The 17100-nt window shown below is 38.7% G+C and carries 18 protein-coding genes; 7 read left to right on the plus strand and 11 right to left on the minus strand.

The features are described from left to right. The first annotated feature begins 92 nt into the window (after positions 1 to 92). Positions 93 to 1283: an FtsW/RodA/SpoVE family cell cycle protein gene (locus NST62_RS12375; protein ID WP_328220029.1), complete on the plus strand. Its 1191-nt coding sequence runs from the start codon at positions 93 to 95 to the stop codon at positions 1281 to 1283. A gap of 48 nt (positions 1284 to 1331) precedes the next feature. Here NST62_RS12375 and NST62_RS12380 read toward each other — a convergent pair whose 3' ends face one another. After that, positions 1332 to 1463 (minus strand): Lmo0850 family protein, encoded by a 132-nt coding sequence (locus tag NST62_RS12380; protein ID WP_281279223.1) that lies wholly within the window; start codon positions 1461 to 1463, stop codon positions 1332 to 1334. Positions 1464 to 1715: 252 nt separating this feature from the next. On the opposite strand from NST62_RS12380, the gene NST62_RS12385 reads away from it, so the two are divergent. The 3 genes from NST62_RS12385 to cls all read left to right on the plus strand — a co-directional run bounded on the left by NST62_RS12385 (position 1716) and on the right by cls (position 5434). Next, on the plus strand, positions 1716 to 2888 hold the full coding sequence (locus tag NST62_RS12385; RefSeq protein ID WP_181733270.1) for an MFS transporter: 1173 nt from the start codon (positions 1716 to 1718) through the stop codon (positions 2886 to 2888). Between the two features lie 183 nt (positions 2889 to 3071). After that, on the plus strand, positions 3072 to 3863 hold the full coding sequence (locus tag NST62_RS12390) for a YwqG family protein (protein WP_181733269.1): 792 nt from the start codon (positions 3072 to 3074) through the stop codon (positions 3861 to 3863). Positions 3864 to 3979: 116 nt separating this feature from the next. Continuing rightward, positions 3980 to 5434 (plus strand): cardiolipin synthase, encoded by a 1455-nt coding sequence (gene cls, locus NST62_RS12395; RefSeq protein WP_141602656.1) that lies wholly within the window; start codon positions 3980 to 3982, stop codon positions 5432 to 5434. 54 nt (positions 5435 to 5488) lie between these two features. On the opposite strand, the gene NST62_RS12400 is transcribed toward cls, so the two are convergent. The 3 genes from NST62_RS12400 to NST62_RS12410 all read right to left on the minus strand — a co-directional run bounded on the left by NST62_RS12400 (position 5489) and on the right by NST62_RS12410 (position 8182). Next, positions 5489 to 6397, minus strand: a complete 909-nt coding sequence (locus NST62_RS12400) for a M15 family metallopeptidase (RefSeq protein ID WP_141602655.1) — start codon at positions 6395 to 6397, stop codon at positions 5489 to 5491. A gap of 109 nt (positions 6398 to 6506) precedes the next feature. Then, the gene (yidC, locus tag NST62_RS12405) at positions 6507 to 7265 is read right to left on the minus strand and encodes a membrane protein insertase YidC (protein WP_141602654.1); all 759 of its coding nucleotides are present in this window, start codon (positions 7263 to 7265) and stop codon (positions 6507 to 6509) included. Positions 7266 to 7378: 113 nt separating this feature from the next. After that, positions 7379 to 8182, minus strand: a complete 804-nt coding sequence (locus NST62_RS12410) for an AraC family transcriptional regulator (protein ID WP_328215984.1) — start codon at positions 8180 to 8182, stop codon at positions 7379 to 7381. A gap of 466 nt (positions 8183 to 8648) precedes the next feature. Between NST62_RS12410 and NST62_RS12415 the strand changes: the two genes are divergently transcribed. The 3 genes from NST62_RS12415 (at position 8649) to NST62_RS12425 (ending at position 12510) form a co-directional block, all read left to right on the plus strand. Beyond that, positions 8649 to 9299 carry a LytTR family DNA-binding domain-containing protein gene (locus NST62_RS12415; RefSeq protein ID WP_141602653.1) on the plus strand — a complete coding sequence of 217 codons (651 nt, stop codon included), beginning with the start codon at positions 8649 to 8651 and terminating at the stop codon, positions 9297 to 9299. Between the two features lie 310 nt (positions 9300 to 9609). Further along, entirely contained in the window at positions 9610 to 11133 is a 1524-nt protein-coding gene (locus NST62_RS12420; RefSeq protein WP_141602652.1) for an acetyl-CoA hydrolase/transferase family protein, read from the plus strand. 222 nt (positions 11134 to 11355) lie between these two features. After that, positions 11356 to 12510: an MFS transporter gene (locus NST62_RS12425; RefSeq protein ID WP_141602651.1), complete on the plus strand. Its 1155-nt coding sequence runs from the start codon at positions 11356 to 11358 to the stop codon at positions 12508 to 12510. A 67-nt stretch (positions 12511 to 12577) separates the two neighbouring features. Here the strand turns inward: NST62_RS12425 and NST62_RS12430 are convergent, their stop codons facing one another. From NST62_RS12430 to NST62_RS12460, 7 genes are all read right to left on the minus strand, one after another. Next, positions 12578 to 12880 (minus strand): hypothetical protein, encoded by a 303-nt coding sequence (locus tag NST62_RS12430; RefSeq protein ID WP_141602650.1) that lies wholly within the window; start codon positions 12878 to 12880, stop codon positions 12578 to 12580. Positions 12881 to 12988: 108 nt separating this feature from the next. Then, complete coding sequence (locus tag NST62_RS12435) at positions 12989 to 13267, minus strand: GNAT family N-acetyltransferase (RefSeq protein WP_141602649.1); 279 nt, start codon at positions 13265 to 13267, stop codon at positions 12989 to 12991. Positions 13268 to 13303: 36 nt separating this feature from the next. Beyond that, on the minus strand, positions 13304 to 14221 hold the full coding sequence (locus NST62_RS12440; RefSeq protein WP_141602648.1) for a DUF1002 domain-containing protein: 918 nt from the start codon (positions 14219 to 14221) through the stop codon (positions 13304 to 13306). Positions 14222 to 14330: 109 nt separating this feature from the next. Next, complete coding sequence (locus NST62_RS12445) at positions 14331 to 15185, minus strand: S1-like domain-containing RNA-binding protein (RefSeq protein ID WP_181733268.1); 855 nt, start codon at positions 15183 to 15185, stop codon at positions 14331 to 14333. Between the two features lie 26 nt (positions 15186 to 15211). Next, positions 15212 to 15625 (minus strand): transcriptional regulator MntR, encoded by a 414-nt coding sequence (gene mntR, locus NST62_RS12450; protein ID WP_141602646.1) that lies wholly within the window; start codon positions 15623 to 15625, stop codon positions 15212 to 15214. A gap of 123 nt (positions 15626 to 15748) precedes the next feature. Beyond that, entirely contained in the window at positions 15749 to 16033 is a 285-nt protein-coding gene (locus NST62_RS12455; protein WP_141602645.1) for a late competence development ComFB family protein, read from the minus strand. 155 nt (positions 16034 to 16188) lie between these two features. Beyond that, positions 16189 to 17001, minus strand: a complete 813-nt coding sequence (locus tag NST62_RS12460) for an exodeoxyribonuclease III (RefSeq protein WP_141602644.1) — start codon at positions 16999 to 17001, stop codon at positions 16189 to 16191. Positions 17002 to 17100 lie beyond the last annotated feature (99 nt).

Consider the following 17100-nt stretch of genomic DNA (forward strand, 5'->3'; position numbering starts at 1 on the left):
AGGATATTTTTTAATCGCTAATAAAATATGATACAGTATACTGATAGAAGAACGCTTTGAAAATGCAATATTATAGAACATAGGTGGACAAAATGGAAAATAACAGAAACTTTGCAGAAAGATTCGATTGGAAACTTGCTGCTATACTTGTACTGTTTTTAATCATAAGCTTGGTTGCTATTTCCTCCGCCCAAACATCGGGGCAGTATGGCAATGTAAATTTCGTCCTCAAACAATTGCAATGGTACATCATTGGAGCCGCTATCATAGCGGTTGTCATGTACTTTGAACCGGAGCAATACAAAAAATTGTCCTGGTATCTATACGGTTTTGGAATTTTCCTGCTCGTTTTGCTCATTTTTATGCCTGAAGGACCAGGACAAATCGGTGAGCCGAAAAACGGCGCAAAAAGCTGGTATAACCTTCCGTTCGGAAGCATCCAGCCTTCCGAATTTATGAAGACCTTTTACATTCTTGCCGCCGCAAAACTGATTAGTACCCACCATGAAAAATATACAGTCAAAACCATTAAAACCGACCTGATATTACTCGGAAAAATCGGTCTGACTTTGCTTGTTCCGCTCGCCTTAATTATGCAGCAGCCGGATTTGGGTTCGTCGTTGGTATTTATTGCTATTACAGCCGCATTAGTTGTGGTGGCAGGAATTTCATGGAAAATTATTATCCCCATTTTTGCAGGCGGCGTCGTATTGGCAGGTTCCATCATATGGATGGCATTATATATGCAAGATTTCCTGGAGAAACATCTCGGTGTAAAATCATATCAATTTGGACGAATTTATTCATGGCTCGATCCTTACTCTTATTCCGATCAAAACGGATACCATTTAATCACTTCATTAAACGCTATTGGTTCGGGAGAAATTTTGGGAAAAGGTTACATGAACCGGGAAGTGTATGTTCCCGAAAACCATACAGACTTCATTTTTTCTGTAATCGGCGAAGAATGGGGATTTATCGGCGCAAGTTTCGTCATCTGCCTGTATTTCTTGTTGATTTACCATCTAACAAGAATCACCCTTACATTGAAAGACCCATTCTGTACATATGTATGTGCCGGAATTATCGCCATGATTACATTCCATGTATTCGAAAACATCGGAATGACCATTCAATTGCTGCCAATTACGGGGATTCCTTTGCCGTTTATCAGCTATGGCGGAAGTTCGCTCATGGGGAACGCCTTGGCGATCGGTCTTGTATTTAGCATGAAATATCATTATAGAAAATATATGTTCTCGGCAAGAGATGACGATTTATAAAAAAATTCCCGCTTGAGCGGGAATTTTTTTGGATTCGAATGCTACAAATTAATATTGGGAAGTTGTCCGTGGCGGCGCTAATACTTTTAACAATTCCAGCCGGGATTTCGTCACTGTGGCTGTAACCCCCAATTTCGATAATTTTGAGGCAATTTTTTTCAAATCCACTTCCTTCGCCATACCAACCACCTGTCCTTATTCGTTATATTATTTGCAACGTATAAATAGTAAAAAGGGTTTCACGCACCTTCTTCTTGAAATTATTGTAGCATGATTGATTCATCCTAAATTTTTCAATTGTATTACAAGTCCGCAACGATCAAAACATTTTTATACCTATGCAGCAGGGTAATTTACTTGTTTTCAAAAATAGGTAAAGTTAAAATTTACTATGTTCATACTGATTAAAAAATGATAGAAGGCAGGAAAGTTATGAAAAATTTGTTTTTATTATTATCGATACAATTTCTCGTCTATTTAGGGTTTGGCATCATCATTCCTGTTTTGCCGGAAGTAATTGTGCAAAATCAATGGAATGAAGTCCATGTCGGAGGATTGCTGACGATTTATGCACTAGCGAGCTTTTTTACTGCGCCTTTATGGGGAGAAATTTCGGACAAATTCGGCCGAAAACAATTGATACTGGTCGGTCTCGTTGGTTTTAGTTTGAGTTTTCTTATTTTCAGCTTATTTATTGATAACTTATACATGTTGTATTTTTCAAGGTTGGTTGGCGGCTTGTTTTCCGGAGCTTTATATACATCCGTTACCGGTTACATCAGCGACATTTCCACAAACGAAAATCGAAACAAATACATGGGCTTGATGGGAATGTCCATCGGTCTGGGGTTCATTTTCGGTCCTGCTGTAGGCGGTGTGCTGGGTGAAATCAGGCTGCACCTTCCTTTTACGATTTCGGCTGCTTTAATCGCCATTCTTTTTGTCATTGCACTGATTGCATTAAAAGAACCGGATAGAAAAGGCGAAGCAAGCAAACGGGAAATAATCCCGAAAGGCGCCTCCGCACTTTTTCAATATCGCATCCGTTATTTATTCATTTTCGCATTTTTTGTCACGTTCATATTGGCTGGAGTTGAGGCGACATTCCAGCTGTTCCAGATTGACCGTATTGACATCACGCCTGCCCAATTAGGATCTTTATTTATGTTCAGCGGTTTTGTTGATGCGTTCATACAAGGAGGCGTCATTCGCCAAATCAAAGATGGCACTGAAACGAAGTGGCTGATTGCAGCTCAAATCATTACTGCTATCGGACTTCTTTTAATTACAATCACTTCCGGTTTGGTAATGGCCGGCGTTGCCCTTTGCGTGTTTACTGCCGGAAATGCATTGGCCAGAACTTGTGTTGTTTCGTTGACTACGAAGGAATCCGGAGGAAAATACGGTTTAGCTTCCGGAATTGCCTATTCGATGGATAATTTAGGGAGAATTATTGGTCCAGTGTTTTTCACTGTCTTATTTAAAGTCGGAACTGATTTAACATATTACGTTTCAACATTTATCGCTCTGATTGTCATCGTGCTGCTTCTCTTCTTCAATCGTTCCAGAAATTCTCTTCGCGCAGACTATAATGAAGAGCTATGAGAAATAGTAGATTTCTTCGGTTTCCCTTTCCGTTCATTCATCATTCCTTATTCCGCAAATTGTCAACAAAGAGCGCCTGAAAATTTTCAGGCGCCGCCTTTTAAATATTAAAAAACGTATGCAATGATGCATACATTTACTATAAACGGTTATAAAAATAAAAAAGGTGTTGGAGGATCAAATTTGGACTTTTCACATTCATTATCCTTGCCGTCCCAATTTGAAGGAATTCGAACTAGGTTGGAGGCATCCACTTTAAGAGCGATCAATATCATCCCTAAAATCCAAAGAACGCAACTGACAGATAGCAAATTTTCAGGTTATCCGTATTTGCCAAAAATCATGAACTACCCGAAAGACATCGATGGAAACTATTTAATTTTTCTTGCCCAAATCAATTTTGAACAAGTCCAATCGTTTTATCCTTTTCCTTCAAGCGGCATTTTGCAATTTTTTATTTCTCCATCTTTGCTCACATATCAAATGAGCGAAGGAATTTTCCAGCATTATTTTAAAGTCCGATATTTCCCAAAAATATTGCCAGAGGAAGAACTCATTACCGATTTTCCGTTTTTAAAAAGTTTTTCTTATTCTCCAATCAAAAATCAAATGGCTCTTCGCTTCTTGAATAAAATCGAACCCGTATCCGCAATGGATTATCGGTTAAAACAATATATCAGCCACCTCGATTTGACGAAACAGCTTCCTGATGGACGCACTCTGGAAGAACATTATTTTGAACATTTTTTGGGGGCGGAACATAAAATCGGGGGATATCCATATTTTATCCATCATGACATGCGAAGCAATTCAAAACTCTTAAAACGGTACGATACATTGCTATTGCAAATTGTCTCGGATGATGAACAGAATATCATGTGGGGAGATTCGGGAATCATCAAATTTTTCATCAATAGCAAAAAACTTGCCCAAGGTGATTTCTCGGATATTTATTTGCAAGCAGAACAATATTGAATGATGGGCAACCTGCTGTTGCTGGGTTGCCTTTTGTTGTTCCAATATTTTCTATTTCAAGAAGAATGCGTTATAATAATGTATTGTATAACATTCGGGGGAAGCAGGTGGGTAGAATGAGCATTCTGATCAATTCAATTCCTTTCATCCCTATTTTGTTTGTGTTAAACGTTATTCTTGCCATTACCATCATCTTTTTGGAGAGAAGGGACGCTTCCTCCACATGGGCATGGATACTTGTGCTATTTTTCCTGCCACTGGTAGGCTTCATTTTATATTTGCTGTTGGGCAGACAATTGAGAAATAAACATTTATTCCGCTGGGAAGGCAAAAAGGACATAGGCATTGACAAATTAATCAGCTACCAAATCGAAGCCCTGGAAAAAGATACTTTTCAATTTAACGAAGACTACGTGAAAAATTACAAAAATCTCATTCAAATGAATCTGAATACGGGGGATGCCGTCCTTACCCAAGACAATCATGTGCTCATCTATGATGATGGAGTCGAAAAATTCCAGGCTTTAATCAATGATATATTAAATGCAAAAGATCATATACACATCCAATATTACATTTTTAAACTCGATAACTTGGGCCAAAGAATTTATGAAGCGTTAAAGAAAAAAGCAAAACAAGGCGTCAAAGTCAGAATATTGTATGATGAAATGGGCTCCAGGGGAATAAAAAAGAGACATTTTAAAGAGCTGATTGAATTAGGCGGAGAAGTTGAAATCTTTTTTCCTTCGATATTCCCTCTCATTAATCCCCGCCTCAATTTCAGAAACCATCGGAAAATCGTCGTGATTGACGGCAGAATTGGTTATATAGGCGGATTTAATGTCGGAGATGAATATATTGGATTAAATAATAAATTTGGTTATTGGAGAGATACTCATCTGCGGATTGAAGGCAGTTCCGTTCACCCACTCCAGACGCGTTTTATCCTGGATTGGAACCAGGCAAGCGAAAATAAAATTGCCTATTCCGACCGCTATTTTCCCGCCATTCCGAAAAAAGGGGATGTGGCCATGCAAATTATTTCAAGCGGACCGGATACCGACTGGCCTGCTATTAAGAACGCCTATTTAAAATTATTAATGGATGCAAAGAAATATATTTATATTCAAACTCCCTACTTTATCCCGGATAACGGCTTCCTGAATGCCATTGAAGTGGCCAGCCTTTCCGGAATTGATGTACGCATCATGATCCCGAACAAACCTGACCATATGTTCGTTTATTGGGCGACCTATTCTTATATCGGCGAATTATTGAAAGCGGGAGCAAAAGTCTATATTTACGATAAAGGCTTTATTCATGCCAAAACCATCGTCATTGACGATGAAGCCGCATCTGTAGGAACCGCGAATGTGGATGTCCGAAGCTTCAAACTGAACTTCGAAGTGAATGCATTTATATACGACCGTCAAATTTCCCATGAACTGGCGGAAATCTTTGAAAAAGATATTTTAGATTCCCGGGAATTGACTTTGGAACAATATGAAAACCGTTCCTTTATCATCAAATTTAAAGAATCCATTTCCCGGCTGCTGTCCCCGATATTATAAAAAGAATTCGTTTCTCCAAAAGCCGCTTGACCTTTGGAAAAACGAATTCTTTTTTTAAACAATGCCTAAATATTCTTCTAAAGTCAGACCTGACTCTTTTACTTTTGTTGCGAGATCCACTCCCAAATAACGGAAATGCCAAGCTTCATACATATAACCGGTAATGTGCTCTTTACCCTTTGGATATCTTAAAATAAAGCCATATTTATGCGCATTTGCCGCCAACCATTTCCCTGCCGGTGATTCTCCAAATTCCTCCGTTAGCCATAAATCTTCCCGGCTCTTTTCCCCGATATCGAATGCCAATCCCGTTTGATGTTCAGAATAGCCGGGCCGGGCGCTGTAACGGTCGGCCTTTTCTTTGCCGTCCCGTTGTACGTATCTGTTATAGAGCATTTGCTGATATTCATAAGAACGGTAAGTACTGAATGCCACTAATTCAAAACCATGTTTTCTTGCATCTTGCGCCATTTTTTCAAAAGCGGCGCGGGCTTCTTTGCTTTCGCCCGGGGCAAAATCTTTTGGAAGCGGATATTTTTTGTTGGCAATTAACACCCCTTTAATATAAGTGGGCTTGCTGGGCAATTGCTGCCCTTCGATATAACCATTATTATCGACAGTTTTGTTTTCTGCCGGCTGATGCTGTTTCGGTTGCGCCTGTTGTTTGTTTGTCTGTTGATTTTGCTGCTGTTTCGGTTGTTGCGGCTGAGGTGTTTCTTGTTGTTTTCCTTCAACCGTTCCTTTGTGCTGCTCATCTCCGGCCGGTTCAGACGTTCCCTGGTTTTCCTCTTCCTTCTTTTGATCCTTTTCATCAGAATCGGGACTGGCCGCAATTTCATTGTCTTCATCATTTGCCGTCTTTGTATCATGATTCATTTGAACAATCAAAATGGTCGCTGCAATCGCGATAATCAAAAGTAACAATGAACCAATCAATATATAACTCTGCATTTTATTTTTCATAACATCACCTGATTCCGCCTCAATTCAAATTTGCTCTATTATTTTATCACTAATTTCATGGGTTTGCTCCAAAAAAATAAGCCGAGCCTAAAAGACTCGACTTCCTTCCTTATTTTGCCTGTTCAACCGCATGTTCTGAATAATACTTTCTTCCTAAATAAGTTTGGAAAATCAGCAACAAACCGCTGACTGACCAATACAGAGGCAAAGCGGCCATTGAAGAAAGCGAAATGAAAACGATCATAATCGGAGATATGAATACCATCATTTTCATTTGCTGCTTTTGCGCCTCAGGAACTGTCCATAAGGAAACTTTGGCCTGAATGAAATAAATTAGACCGGCAATCGCAGTAATAATGAGATCAGGCGAACCTAAATTAAACCATAGAAATTCGTGAGATTTCACCTCATTGGAATAAAGGATCGAGTAATATAATCCCATGATAATCGGAAACTGAATTAATATCGGCAAACATCCCAAGTTAAAAGGATTGATATTGTGTTCGCGATATAAAGCCATCATTTCCTGCTGAATTTTCATCTGCTCTTCTTTTGTCTTTGCCTTTTTCAATTTTTCCTGAATTTCGTCCATTTTCGGCTTAATCAGATCCATTTTCGTTTTCATAATGGACTGTTGGCGGTAATTTCGCAACATAAAAGGCATCAAAATCAGCCGGACAATAATGGTAATGACAATGATGGCCAGTCCATAACTTCCGCCAAACCATTCGCCAAGTGTATTCAACAGCCAGTCCATCGGTTTTACGAAAGTGTGATAAAAGAATCCTTCCTGATTTTGAACTGCTTGGCACCCTGATAAGATCAACAGCGAAATACCGAAAAGGGAAAATAACGTCAGTCTCTTCATTTTTCCACCTACTAAACATTTTTCACTAAATTGAAGTATACGGAATATGCTCTATAATTTCAACGGAATATACTTTAGAATTTCAAATGGCAGGTGTCAAAAGCAAGAACATTTTATTCTTTTTCCCTTTCGACATTCGCCGTTTCCGGAAGTTCGAATCGAAAGAATTTATGATGCAATTCATCTCTGAAGTGTTTTGGCGTAACACCTGTATATTTCTTAAAAATGCGAGTAAAGTAGCTTTGATTGCAAAAATGGAATTGTTCCGAAATGGAAGTAATGCTTTTATTCGTATGTCTTAAATAATATTGGGACTCCTCTACTCTTCTCACATTCAAATATTCAACCAGCGTAATGCCCACATGTTCTCGGAAAATACGGGAGAGATGGCTTGTGCTGATGTGGAATTTTTGTGCGATGCTTTCTACCGTTAAGTCGTTTTCCAGTTCATCGTTTATATACATGATAACTTTGTTGACCGTTTGATGACGGAAGGTAGGCTGTTTCCGGTCGGCAATGAAACTTACAAAAAAGTCGATCAATTCATCGGCAAACTGCAAAAATTCCGCATCTTTCATCTTATTCTGAATCATATCTACACAAGCTACGTTAAAGGCAAAGGCTTTTTTCGAAGGAACTTGATTTTCCATCAATTTTCGCGCAACAATGGATGAAAGTGTAATAAAGTAATTTCTTACCTCTTTAATGACTTGTTTCCCAAAACGGACCGATAAAATATCAATTAGCTGGTGCAATGATTTTTTTGCTTTTTCCGCTTCAAGATGAAAAATTTCAAACAATAATTTTGACTCAATGTTAAAAAATTCTTCTATCCCGCTGTACTGGTTAATACTATCAATTTCTTGAAAATATCTCTTGGAAATCATTTCAGAAATTGATTGTTGCTGTAGTTGCATACATTACCCCAACTTTCTTCAGAATGAAATTTGCATCATATTCCCACAAATACTATTCTAGTATAAATTAGCATAAATCTGATATAAACAAAAATTTTTTAATATGAAAAGGGTGCCGGTTTAAGTAATTTTTGCTAAAAATAAATCTATATTAACGAAAAAATCCGAAAATTTAAATAAATATTCATAGCTAAAGGAATATTACCATAATTTTCGTTTTTTTTTCAACACCCATTTAGGATTAAGTTACTGAAAAATATTATATATTATTAGTACTATGTAAATTGTCGATGAATCTCAAAAAAATACTAACAAACTATTGCTAAATAGAATTACTTTGCAATATGCTAAATAGTGATTCATTACAAAATGTTCTCACATTATACATTCTTCTCTATTTCATTTCTAAAAATATGTAGTAAAATAATTAAATAAAACTAAATGCGGATAAACGAGGTGTTTAAAAGTGGATCCAAAAGAAATAGAAGAAATCATGAATGTCATTAAAGAATTCTTCCCAGAAAATACATCCATCGCCATTTCAGATACAAAAGAATATATATATTATCAGCCAAGCAAACTTGTGGATTTGAAAATCAAGCCTGGCGATCCAATAAAAGAAGGCTCTGCAGCCTATAAAGCAATCCAGTACGGCAAAAAAATCAATACTTACATCGAATCCGACGTATTTGGTGTTCCTTACTACGGCATGAGCATTCCTTTAATCACCGAAGGAGAAATCAAAGGGGCTGTTACTGCCATTTTCCCTCAAAAACCATCACCATTTTTGACAAACTACATTACTATTAAAATTGATGACTGCTGGTACCCTATTAAACACAGTGAAGTCGTTTATTTGGAAACTCAACTCCGCAAAACATTTGTAAAAACAATGGATAAAGAAGGATTCCATCGTTTGAATCTCAGCGATCTCGAATTATTCCTTTCCAATGATCGATTCATTCGCTGCCATCGCTCTTACATCGTCAATATCGATTATATCGATGAAATTCAACCGGACTCCCATTCCACATTCCTTTTAGTCATGAGAGATGGGACAAGAATTCCTGTAAGCCAAAGATATGCGAGCTATTTCCGTCGTTCGCTGGGATTCTAAAATAGTTTCCGCATATCACAACAAATATTGTTTCCTTTCAACAAAAAATCACCATTTCCTAAATTGGAGATGGTGATTTTTTGTTCTCTTTTCGCTTCCCTTCAATTAGTTTACTAAAATAATTTTTTGTCGAAAAAACTCGTATTTTCTCTTTCATACTATAATTAAGCATTTTCATGCAACATTTGAAGATTGAGTGACAAAGTCGTGCTATTATTAATTTACTCTCGGGCATAGTATTCTCGCTTGCTCAATATACTGAAAATTCTTACAAAGTTTTCTCTATATAACAAATAAAGGGGAGGATTCTATGGATTATTCAATCATCGAAAAACGAATTGGCGTTCCAAAATTAAGAGATCGCATTGTTTCTGCTGAAGAAGCGGCTGCATTGATTCCAGATGGTGCAGTTGTGGGCTTGAGCGGTTTTACACGTGCCGGGGATGCGAAAGTTGTTCCATTGGCTCTTGTTGAAAGAGCGAAAAAAGAGAAATTCCAACTCGATGTATATACAGGAGCTTCCATTGGACCTGAAGTGGATCACTACATGGCTGAAGCGGGGATTATCCGCAAACGCGGTCCTTACCAAGGGGAAAAAGCGATGCGCAATCTCATCAACCAAGGAAAAATTTTGTACGTGGATGCGCACCTTTCCCATAATGCCGAATTAGTACGCCAAGGAATTATCGGTCCTATTAAATATGCAATCATTGAAGTCTGCGCGATTACAGAAGATGGATTATTGATTCCGACAACTTCTGTAGGTAACTCGCCGATTTTTGCGCAATATGCCGAAAATATTATTCTTGAATTAAACATTTCTCATCCTGAGACATTAATCGGTATTCACGATATTTATGTACCTGGTCCTCAAGGACAACGTGAACCAATTCCTATTACAAAAGCAAACCAACGCATCGGCGAAAAAGGTATCCGAGTGGATCTTGATAAAATCAAAGCGATCGTGATCTCTGAAGAGCCGGATGCCCCTTCATTAATTACACCGCCGGACGAAGAGACGCAAAAAATGGCGGACATGTTGCTCGATTTCTTCCGTTCTGAAATTAAAGCGGGACGTTTAACAAAAGAATTAATGCCAATTCAATCCGGCGTAGGCTCTGTAGCGAACGCAGTATTGGACGGCTTCAAAGAGTCTGAATTCGAAAACTTGCAAGTCTATTCCGAATGCCTGCAAGACGCTGTATTCCACTTGATTGACGCCGGAAAAGTAAGCTTTGCATCAGCAACATCCATTACATTAACGGCCGAAGCACAAAAACATGTTTTCGGTAATATCGATAAATATATCGATAAAATTTGCTTGCGTCCGCAAGAAATCTCCAACCATCCGGAAGTGATACGCCGCCTCGGACTAATTTCAATCAACGGAGCGCTTGAAGTGGATATCTATGGTAACGTAAACTCCACTCACGTGGCCGGTTCTAAAATGATGAACGGTATCGGCGGTTCCGGAGACTTTGCCCGAAATGCCCGCTTAACGGTGTTCGTTACTAAATCTTACGCAAAAGGCGGCGCTATTTCTTCTATCGTTCCTATGGTTTCGCACCATGACCATACTGAACACGATGTAGACGTCATCGTAACAGAACAAGGTATTGCCGACCTGCGCGGTCTTGCTCCAAAAGAACGCGTTCCATTAATCATTGAAAACTGCGCACATCCAAGCTTCAGAGATCAATTATGGGATTATTATAAACGCGCAGTTGAAGCTACCGGAAATGCCCAAACACCTCATATCTTAGACGAAGCATTAAGCTGGCACAGCAATCTTTTGAAATATAAAACAATGAAAAAAGACGTAGAAGTGAAATAATACCGCACACCTAAAAGTAGTACAGGCCGTTTTATCGGTTTGTACTACTTTTTGTTTCCAAAACCTTTTACCATTCTTCTATCATTCTTCTTTTCAAAAGGCCTCTCCACTTTCCTTCCTGTACTGCATGTTTAACAAAATTATCATCTATAAACATGTATTATTAATACTTTTTATTTTATAATTAATAATGATAATACCTTTCAATTAGAGGTGTCTCTTATGCGATATCTTATATATATCATTATCTTTTTTTCCTTTTTTGATTTATTTACCCAATTGCCCGTCATGAGCACTTTTGCGGAATCATTGGGTGCCACAGCCTTTATTACTGGATTAATCGTCGGAATGTATTCCCTAACCAATACGTTCGGCAATATTATATCCGGCTTTTGGACAGACCGTTCAGGCTCTTTGCCTGTTCTTCTCTTCGGGCTGTTTGCAACCGGAATTTCATTATTCTGTTATGCTTTGGTTGAAACTCCGTCCGTCTTGTTATTGATCCGTTTTGTTCATGGTTTTGTTGGCGGATTTATTGTTCCTGCTGCCTTCGCTTTTTTATCGAATATTACCGTCAAGGAAAAACGTGGACAGGGCGGCGCCATTTCCGGGGCGTTAATCGGTATCGCGGCAATCTCCGGACCTGCCTATAGCGGCATTTTGGCAAGCAAAACCAATGTTCCTGTTATTTTTATCACAACAGGAGTTTGCCTGTTAATTCTTGGAATCGTCTCTCTATTTGTATTTAAAAAATCCAATCCTCCCTCAAAAACAAAAAAAGCTGTAAATGAAGAAAGGATTGCATCATTCAAATTTCTGCGGAATATCGGGGTAATCAAAGCTTACTCAGGAGCTTTCTTTTTAATGTTTGCCCAAGGAGCGATTGCCTATTTATTGCCTTTGCGTGTGCAGGATTTGGATTTCGGCGCGCATATTACCGGAACGCTGCTCAGCACATTCGGAGTTGTGGCCGTTTTGATCTTTTTATTGCCAACCAACCGGTTATTTGATAAAGTGTTGCCAACCTTTACGTTATGTATCGGTGCCGCGTTGATGGGACTTGCTCTTTTGATGTTGAGCGCTGTAGAAGGTATTTTCTGGCTATATATTGCGATGGCCTTTTACGGTGCCGGTTTCGCCTTTCTATTCCCTTCCATCAATTCATTAATGATCGATTTTACGACCGATCAAGAAAGAGGAAAGGCCTATGGCTATTTTTATTGCTTTTTCTCCATCGGCACCGTTGCAGGCTCAACGCTTCTTGGATGGTTGAATCTTGGCAATCAGCATGGTCTTGTTTTTACGGGCATCATTCTTTTGGTCTTCTCCATCATCATGTTGGGATTAAGGGAAAAACATGTTGAAAAAAATGCTTGAAACGGAAAATAGCCGCATGTTTACAAAAACTGTTGCGGCTATTTTTATTGAGTTTTTCGGTTTTCCTTTAACGGACTTCCTGATTGTTTTCGTTGTAATAAATGATTGCGGTCTGCAATCCGCTCTCGGCAATCATATTGTTTTCCCTGATCTTTGTTTCTGTGTCATCAGCAGCCGTTTCAGCGATTTCCCTCAAGTCATTATTGTTTCTTTTGCTATACCTCTTTTCGCCGAAATCCGTTTCCTTTCTGAATGATTTTCTCATTTCTTTGATCATCCTCATCGTTTTGTCACGATTTTCTTTTTTGCTCAAATAGGCAGTCACACCAGCCAAAAATGCAGTTAATAAAACTTTTTTCCCTTTTGCCATCGCATTTTCTCCTTTCACCATTAATTTGCCCATCTTTCTATTTTTCATTCCGTCCAATAAAAAAGTGGCATAAAAACAACAAATTGTTGTTTTTATGCCACTGAACATTTACGCTTTTACATCATCGTATTCGCCTTTTTGGAATTCAGCGACCACATAGGAACAAATCGGATTCATTTTATAATTATGTTCCCTTGCATACTCCGCCGCCTTTTCAAGCAATTTTTTGGCGACCCCTTGCCCGCGCAATTGCGGTGATACAAAGGTATGCGTCATATCCATGATGCCGTCCCGCTGATTCCAAGTAATTTCCGCTAATACTTCTCCATCTTTTTTATATTCAAAAGCAAAATAGTCTGTTCCCCTTTCAACCAGTTTGAACTCCATCAACATTCCTCCCTGTCAAATTGCGGATTTTTCCATTTAATTTGTTCCCTGTTCTTCCGAAGAAGAGAACCATGATGAAATGATGTCAATCAGCTTATTAAAGAAATTCTTCACTTTCTCCCAAAATCCTTCATCTTTTAAAAATTGAAGATTTTCTTCAATCGTCGAGCTTAAATCTGATAATTGGTCTTTCCATTTGGAAAAATCAATATCCAGTTTCCGAATACGATCCATTAAATCAATTAACATTTGCCGGTCCTCTTCGCTCAACTCAATATTTAACTTCGCTAACTGATCTTTTACAATTTGCTCCACTTCTTCTTTGGATGCAGGTTTTTGCTCAGCAATTTGCTTTTTGATCTCTGTCAATAATTGGGCCACTTGATCGTCAGTAATATTGGCATTATCCGCAAGTTCTGTTGCCACTTGCAGCTCATCATTTGCGACATCCGTTCTTTCTACATCCAATGTTTCCCCTGTTTTTACTTCATATGCCTTGTAAATACCGACAAGTGCTGAATGTCCCGTTACCGGCTTTGGAGCAGCCACTTCGATTGTTGCATCTTCAAGTCCGGCGGTCAACATCGCATTGGCATACATTTCAGAAGTCACTTCCGTAATGTTTTCAGGGGTTACGATGCTTACCGTAAGCCCTTTTCCCTCTTCTTCGCGGGTAATTTTAGCGGACGAATACATTCTTGCATTCGGATTGCCGTTTTTAATATATTTGACCAGATCCTGGCTCGAAACAGTGATTTCGTCCACTTCCGGTTCCTCATCCACTCTTAAAACTTCCCGCACCATCGCTTTTTCGGAGTCTGACAAGTTTGCACCATATACAACAATCGGAACACCCAATTTTTCATTAATCGCTTTTGTTTCTGCAGAAGCTTGTCCGGAAAATAATGTAAACATCAAAAACAGGGCAGCCAAAAAAGAGAGACATTTCTTCATTCAATCAATTCTCCTTTCAAACCTTATAACGGTTTGTTCATGATTTAGTACGAATAAAAAACACAAAAGGTTTCCGCACCCATCCCTTTTGTGTATATGCAAAAAACCGCTATAAAATTTCTGTCCAACCGTCTTTTTGCTGAACTTTTTTCTGTTTCATGAGGACGCCTAATGCCCTTTTGAAAGCCCCTTTGCTCATATCAAACATGGCGTAAATTTCTTCGGGGGTGGATTCATCGCTAAAAGGCATTTTTCCGCCAACACTTTTCAAGTACTCATATATTTTTTCGGCGTCTTTTTCCAATCTTTCATAGCTCCGTGGAAGCAAAGATCCATTCATTGTTCCATCTTCTTTTACGGCAATGATCCGTACTTCGACATCTTGCCCAAGTCTTGGCTCGGCTTCCATTTCACTGTGGTGTACAAAAATGCGGTAAGGCACGTCTATTCCCAACAAAAAGGAACCAACCGGCAAAAGACGATAAGCCCGCGCTTTGACATTTTTATTAAACAGTTGTTCCGAAGCTTTTTCGTACAGTTCTTTCACTTTTTCTTCGGTAATGAGGCGGCCAAAAAGCTCTCCCTTGCGGTTCGTATATAACGTTATGCATAAATGATCTCCCGCCTTTGGCCAGAGGGTGCGCAGTTTGGGCAAGTCCTCAGCCTTTACGAGCACTTCCCGCGAAGTTCCAATGTCTGTAAATGCCCCTTCAGCTGTTACTTTTAACACCTTTGCCCATCCGTAAGAACCTGGTGTAATTTGAGGCAACATCATCGTTGCAGACAACTCGCCGCGACGATTTCCATACAAAAAGACCTTAATGCGGTCTCCTATTTTTAACGGGGCGGTAACTTCAGAAGGATCAAGAGGGATTTTGATTTCTCCGTTTGTTAAAATCCATCTGGATCCGTTATTTTCAAGAACTGTTAATTCTGTTATTTGACCAGCCTTTAATTCTTTCATCATCCGATCCTTTCATTAATTAAAATTTATGGTTGTTGTTTCATCTTTTTCAGTTTATTTACAATCTCTTCGTTTTCTTCTAACAACTGAACTAAATCTGCAATGCGGTCAATGGAATTCCAACTCAAGTGATGTTCAATTCCTTCCACATCCTGATAGATTTTATCTTCATCAACACCGATTAAACGCAAAAATTGCTCGAGAAGCTCATGCCTTTTAACAAGCCTCTTTCCCAGTTTTTCTCCCTTTGGTGTTAGTGTTAACCCTCTGTACTTTTCATATACTAAATAGCCGTCTTTATCCAATTTCTGCACCATTTTTGTTACGGAAGAAGGCAGCACCGATAAGGCTTCAGCTATATCAGATACCCGAGCATATCCCTTTGTTTCAATTAACAAATATATTTGTTCAATATGATCTTCCATGCTTGGTGTCGGCATTACAAAACCCTCGCTTTCCATCTGTCATATTCAGTTTACTACAATGTAAGAAAAAAATGTAACTATCAAAGTCCTTACAAAAATCAAAATGTCCAAAAAGTTTTCTCTAACTTTTTGGACATTTTATTTTGCAAAATGTTTTCTTTTTCCTGCTTCATGAATAGCACGGATAATTTCTTTATTGATGCTTTCCATCTGTTTTAAATTCTTTAACTCATTGAATATTTCTTCCCGCTCATTTTCGCTGGCCGCATAATATGCGGGCAAATGGTTCAGCGCTTCTGCAGCAATCTTCAATTGACATTCTTCGCAATGGCAAAAGGTTTGATACTCCGGGCTATGCAAAAAATACCGAACAAGTCCGGTAACAATTTCTTCCATCACATTGACCAACTTCATTTTTGTCATTTATTTCTCCCCGATAATCCTTTGTTATTCCTTCTTAATATAAACAGAATATGATAAAATACTCAATACTATTAAGCATTTTTTCTTATAATAATTATTGGCGGGACGGAAATCATGATAATTTAATTGCTTTCTTAGCAATTATTCCACTTCTTTTATTTAATGGCGTTTCCTTCTTTCATTTTTTCTTTTTCATGAATCTCTGCCAAACGCCGCTCATTCATTTCCAACACGATTGGACAATGATCGCTCCCCAATATTGACGAATGGATGCCGCTATCAACGATGGCTTCTCTGACACGATCCGACACGATAAAATAATCGATTCGCCATCCGATATTTCGTTCCCTGACTTTATTCATATAAGACCACCAAGTATAAGCATCCGTTCTGTCCGGGTATAGGTGACGAAAAGTATCCGTAAATCCTTCCGACAAAAGCCTTGTCATTTTTCCTCTTTCTTCGAATGTAAAACCGGAATTTCCGATGTTTGCTTTCGCATTTTTCAAGTCGATTTCCTGATGCGCCACATTCAGGTCGCCGCAATAGATGACCGGCTTTTGGCAGTCCAATTCCTTTAAATAGCCAAAAATTTCATCTTCCCATTGCAATCGTTTATCCAGCCGGGCCAAATCTCTTTGGGAATTCGGCGTATAGACATTCACCAAATAAAAAAAGTCATACTCCAAAGTGATAATTCGCCCTTCCGGTTCGGTTTCCTTTTCTCCTACTCCATATCTAACGGAAAGCGGTTTATGTTTTGTAATAACAGCTGTTCCGGAATATCCTTTTTTCTCTGCATAATTCCAATATTGATAATATCCATCCAATGGCAACGCCACTTGTCCCGCCTGGCATTTTGTTTCCTGGATGCAGAAAAAATCCGCATCCATCATATAAAAATAATCTAAAAAACCTTTTTTCAAACAAGCCCGTATTCCGTTGACATTCCAAGATACAAATTTCATGATCTCACCTATTCCCTATGCAAATCATTTTCACCGCACAAAAATAAAGGAGAAGCAACCGTTAAAGTATGCAACAGGCTGCTATCTCCCGAACATCAT

This window comes from Ureibacillus sp. FSL K6-8385 (assembly GCF_038593155.1).
GTDB classification, from domain to species: Bacteria; Bacillota; Bacilli; order Bacillales_A; family Planococcaceae; genus Ureibacillus; species Ureibacillus terrenus.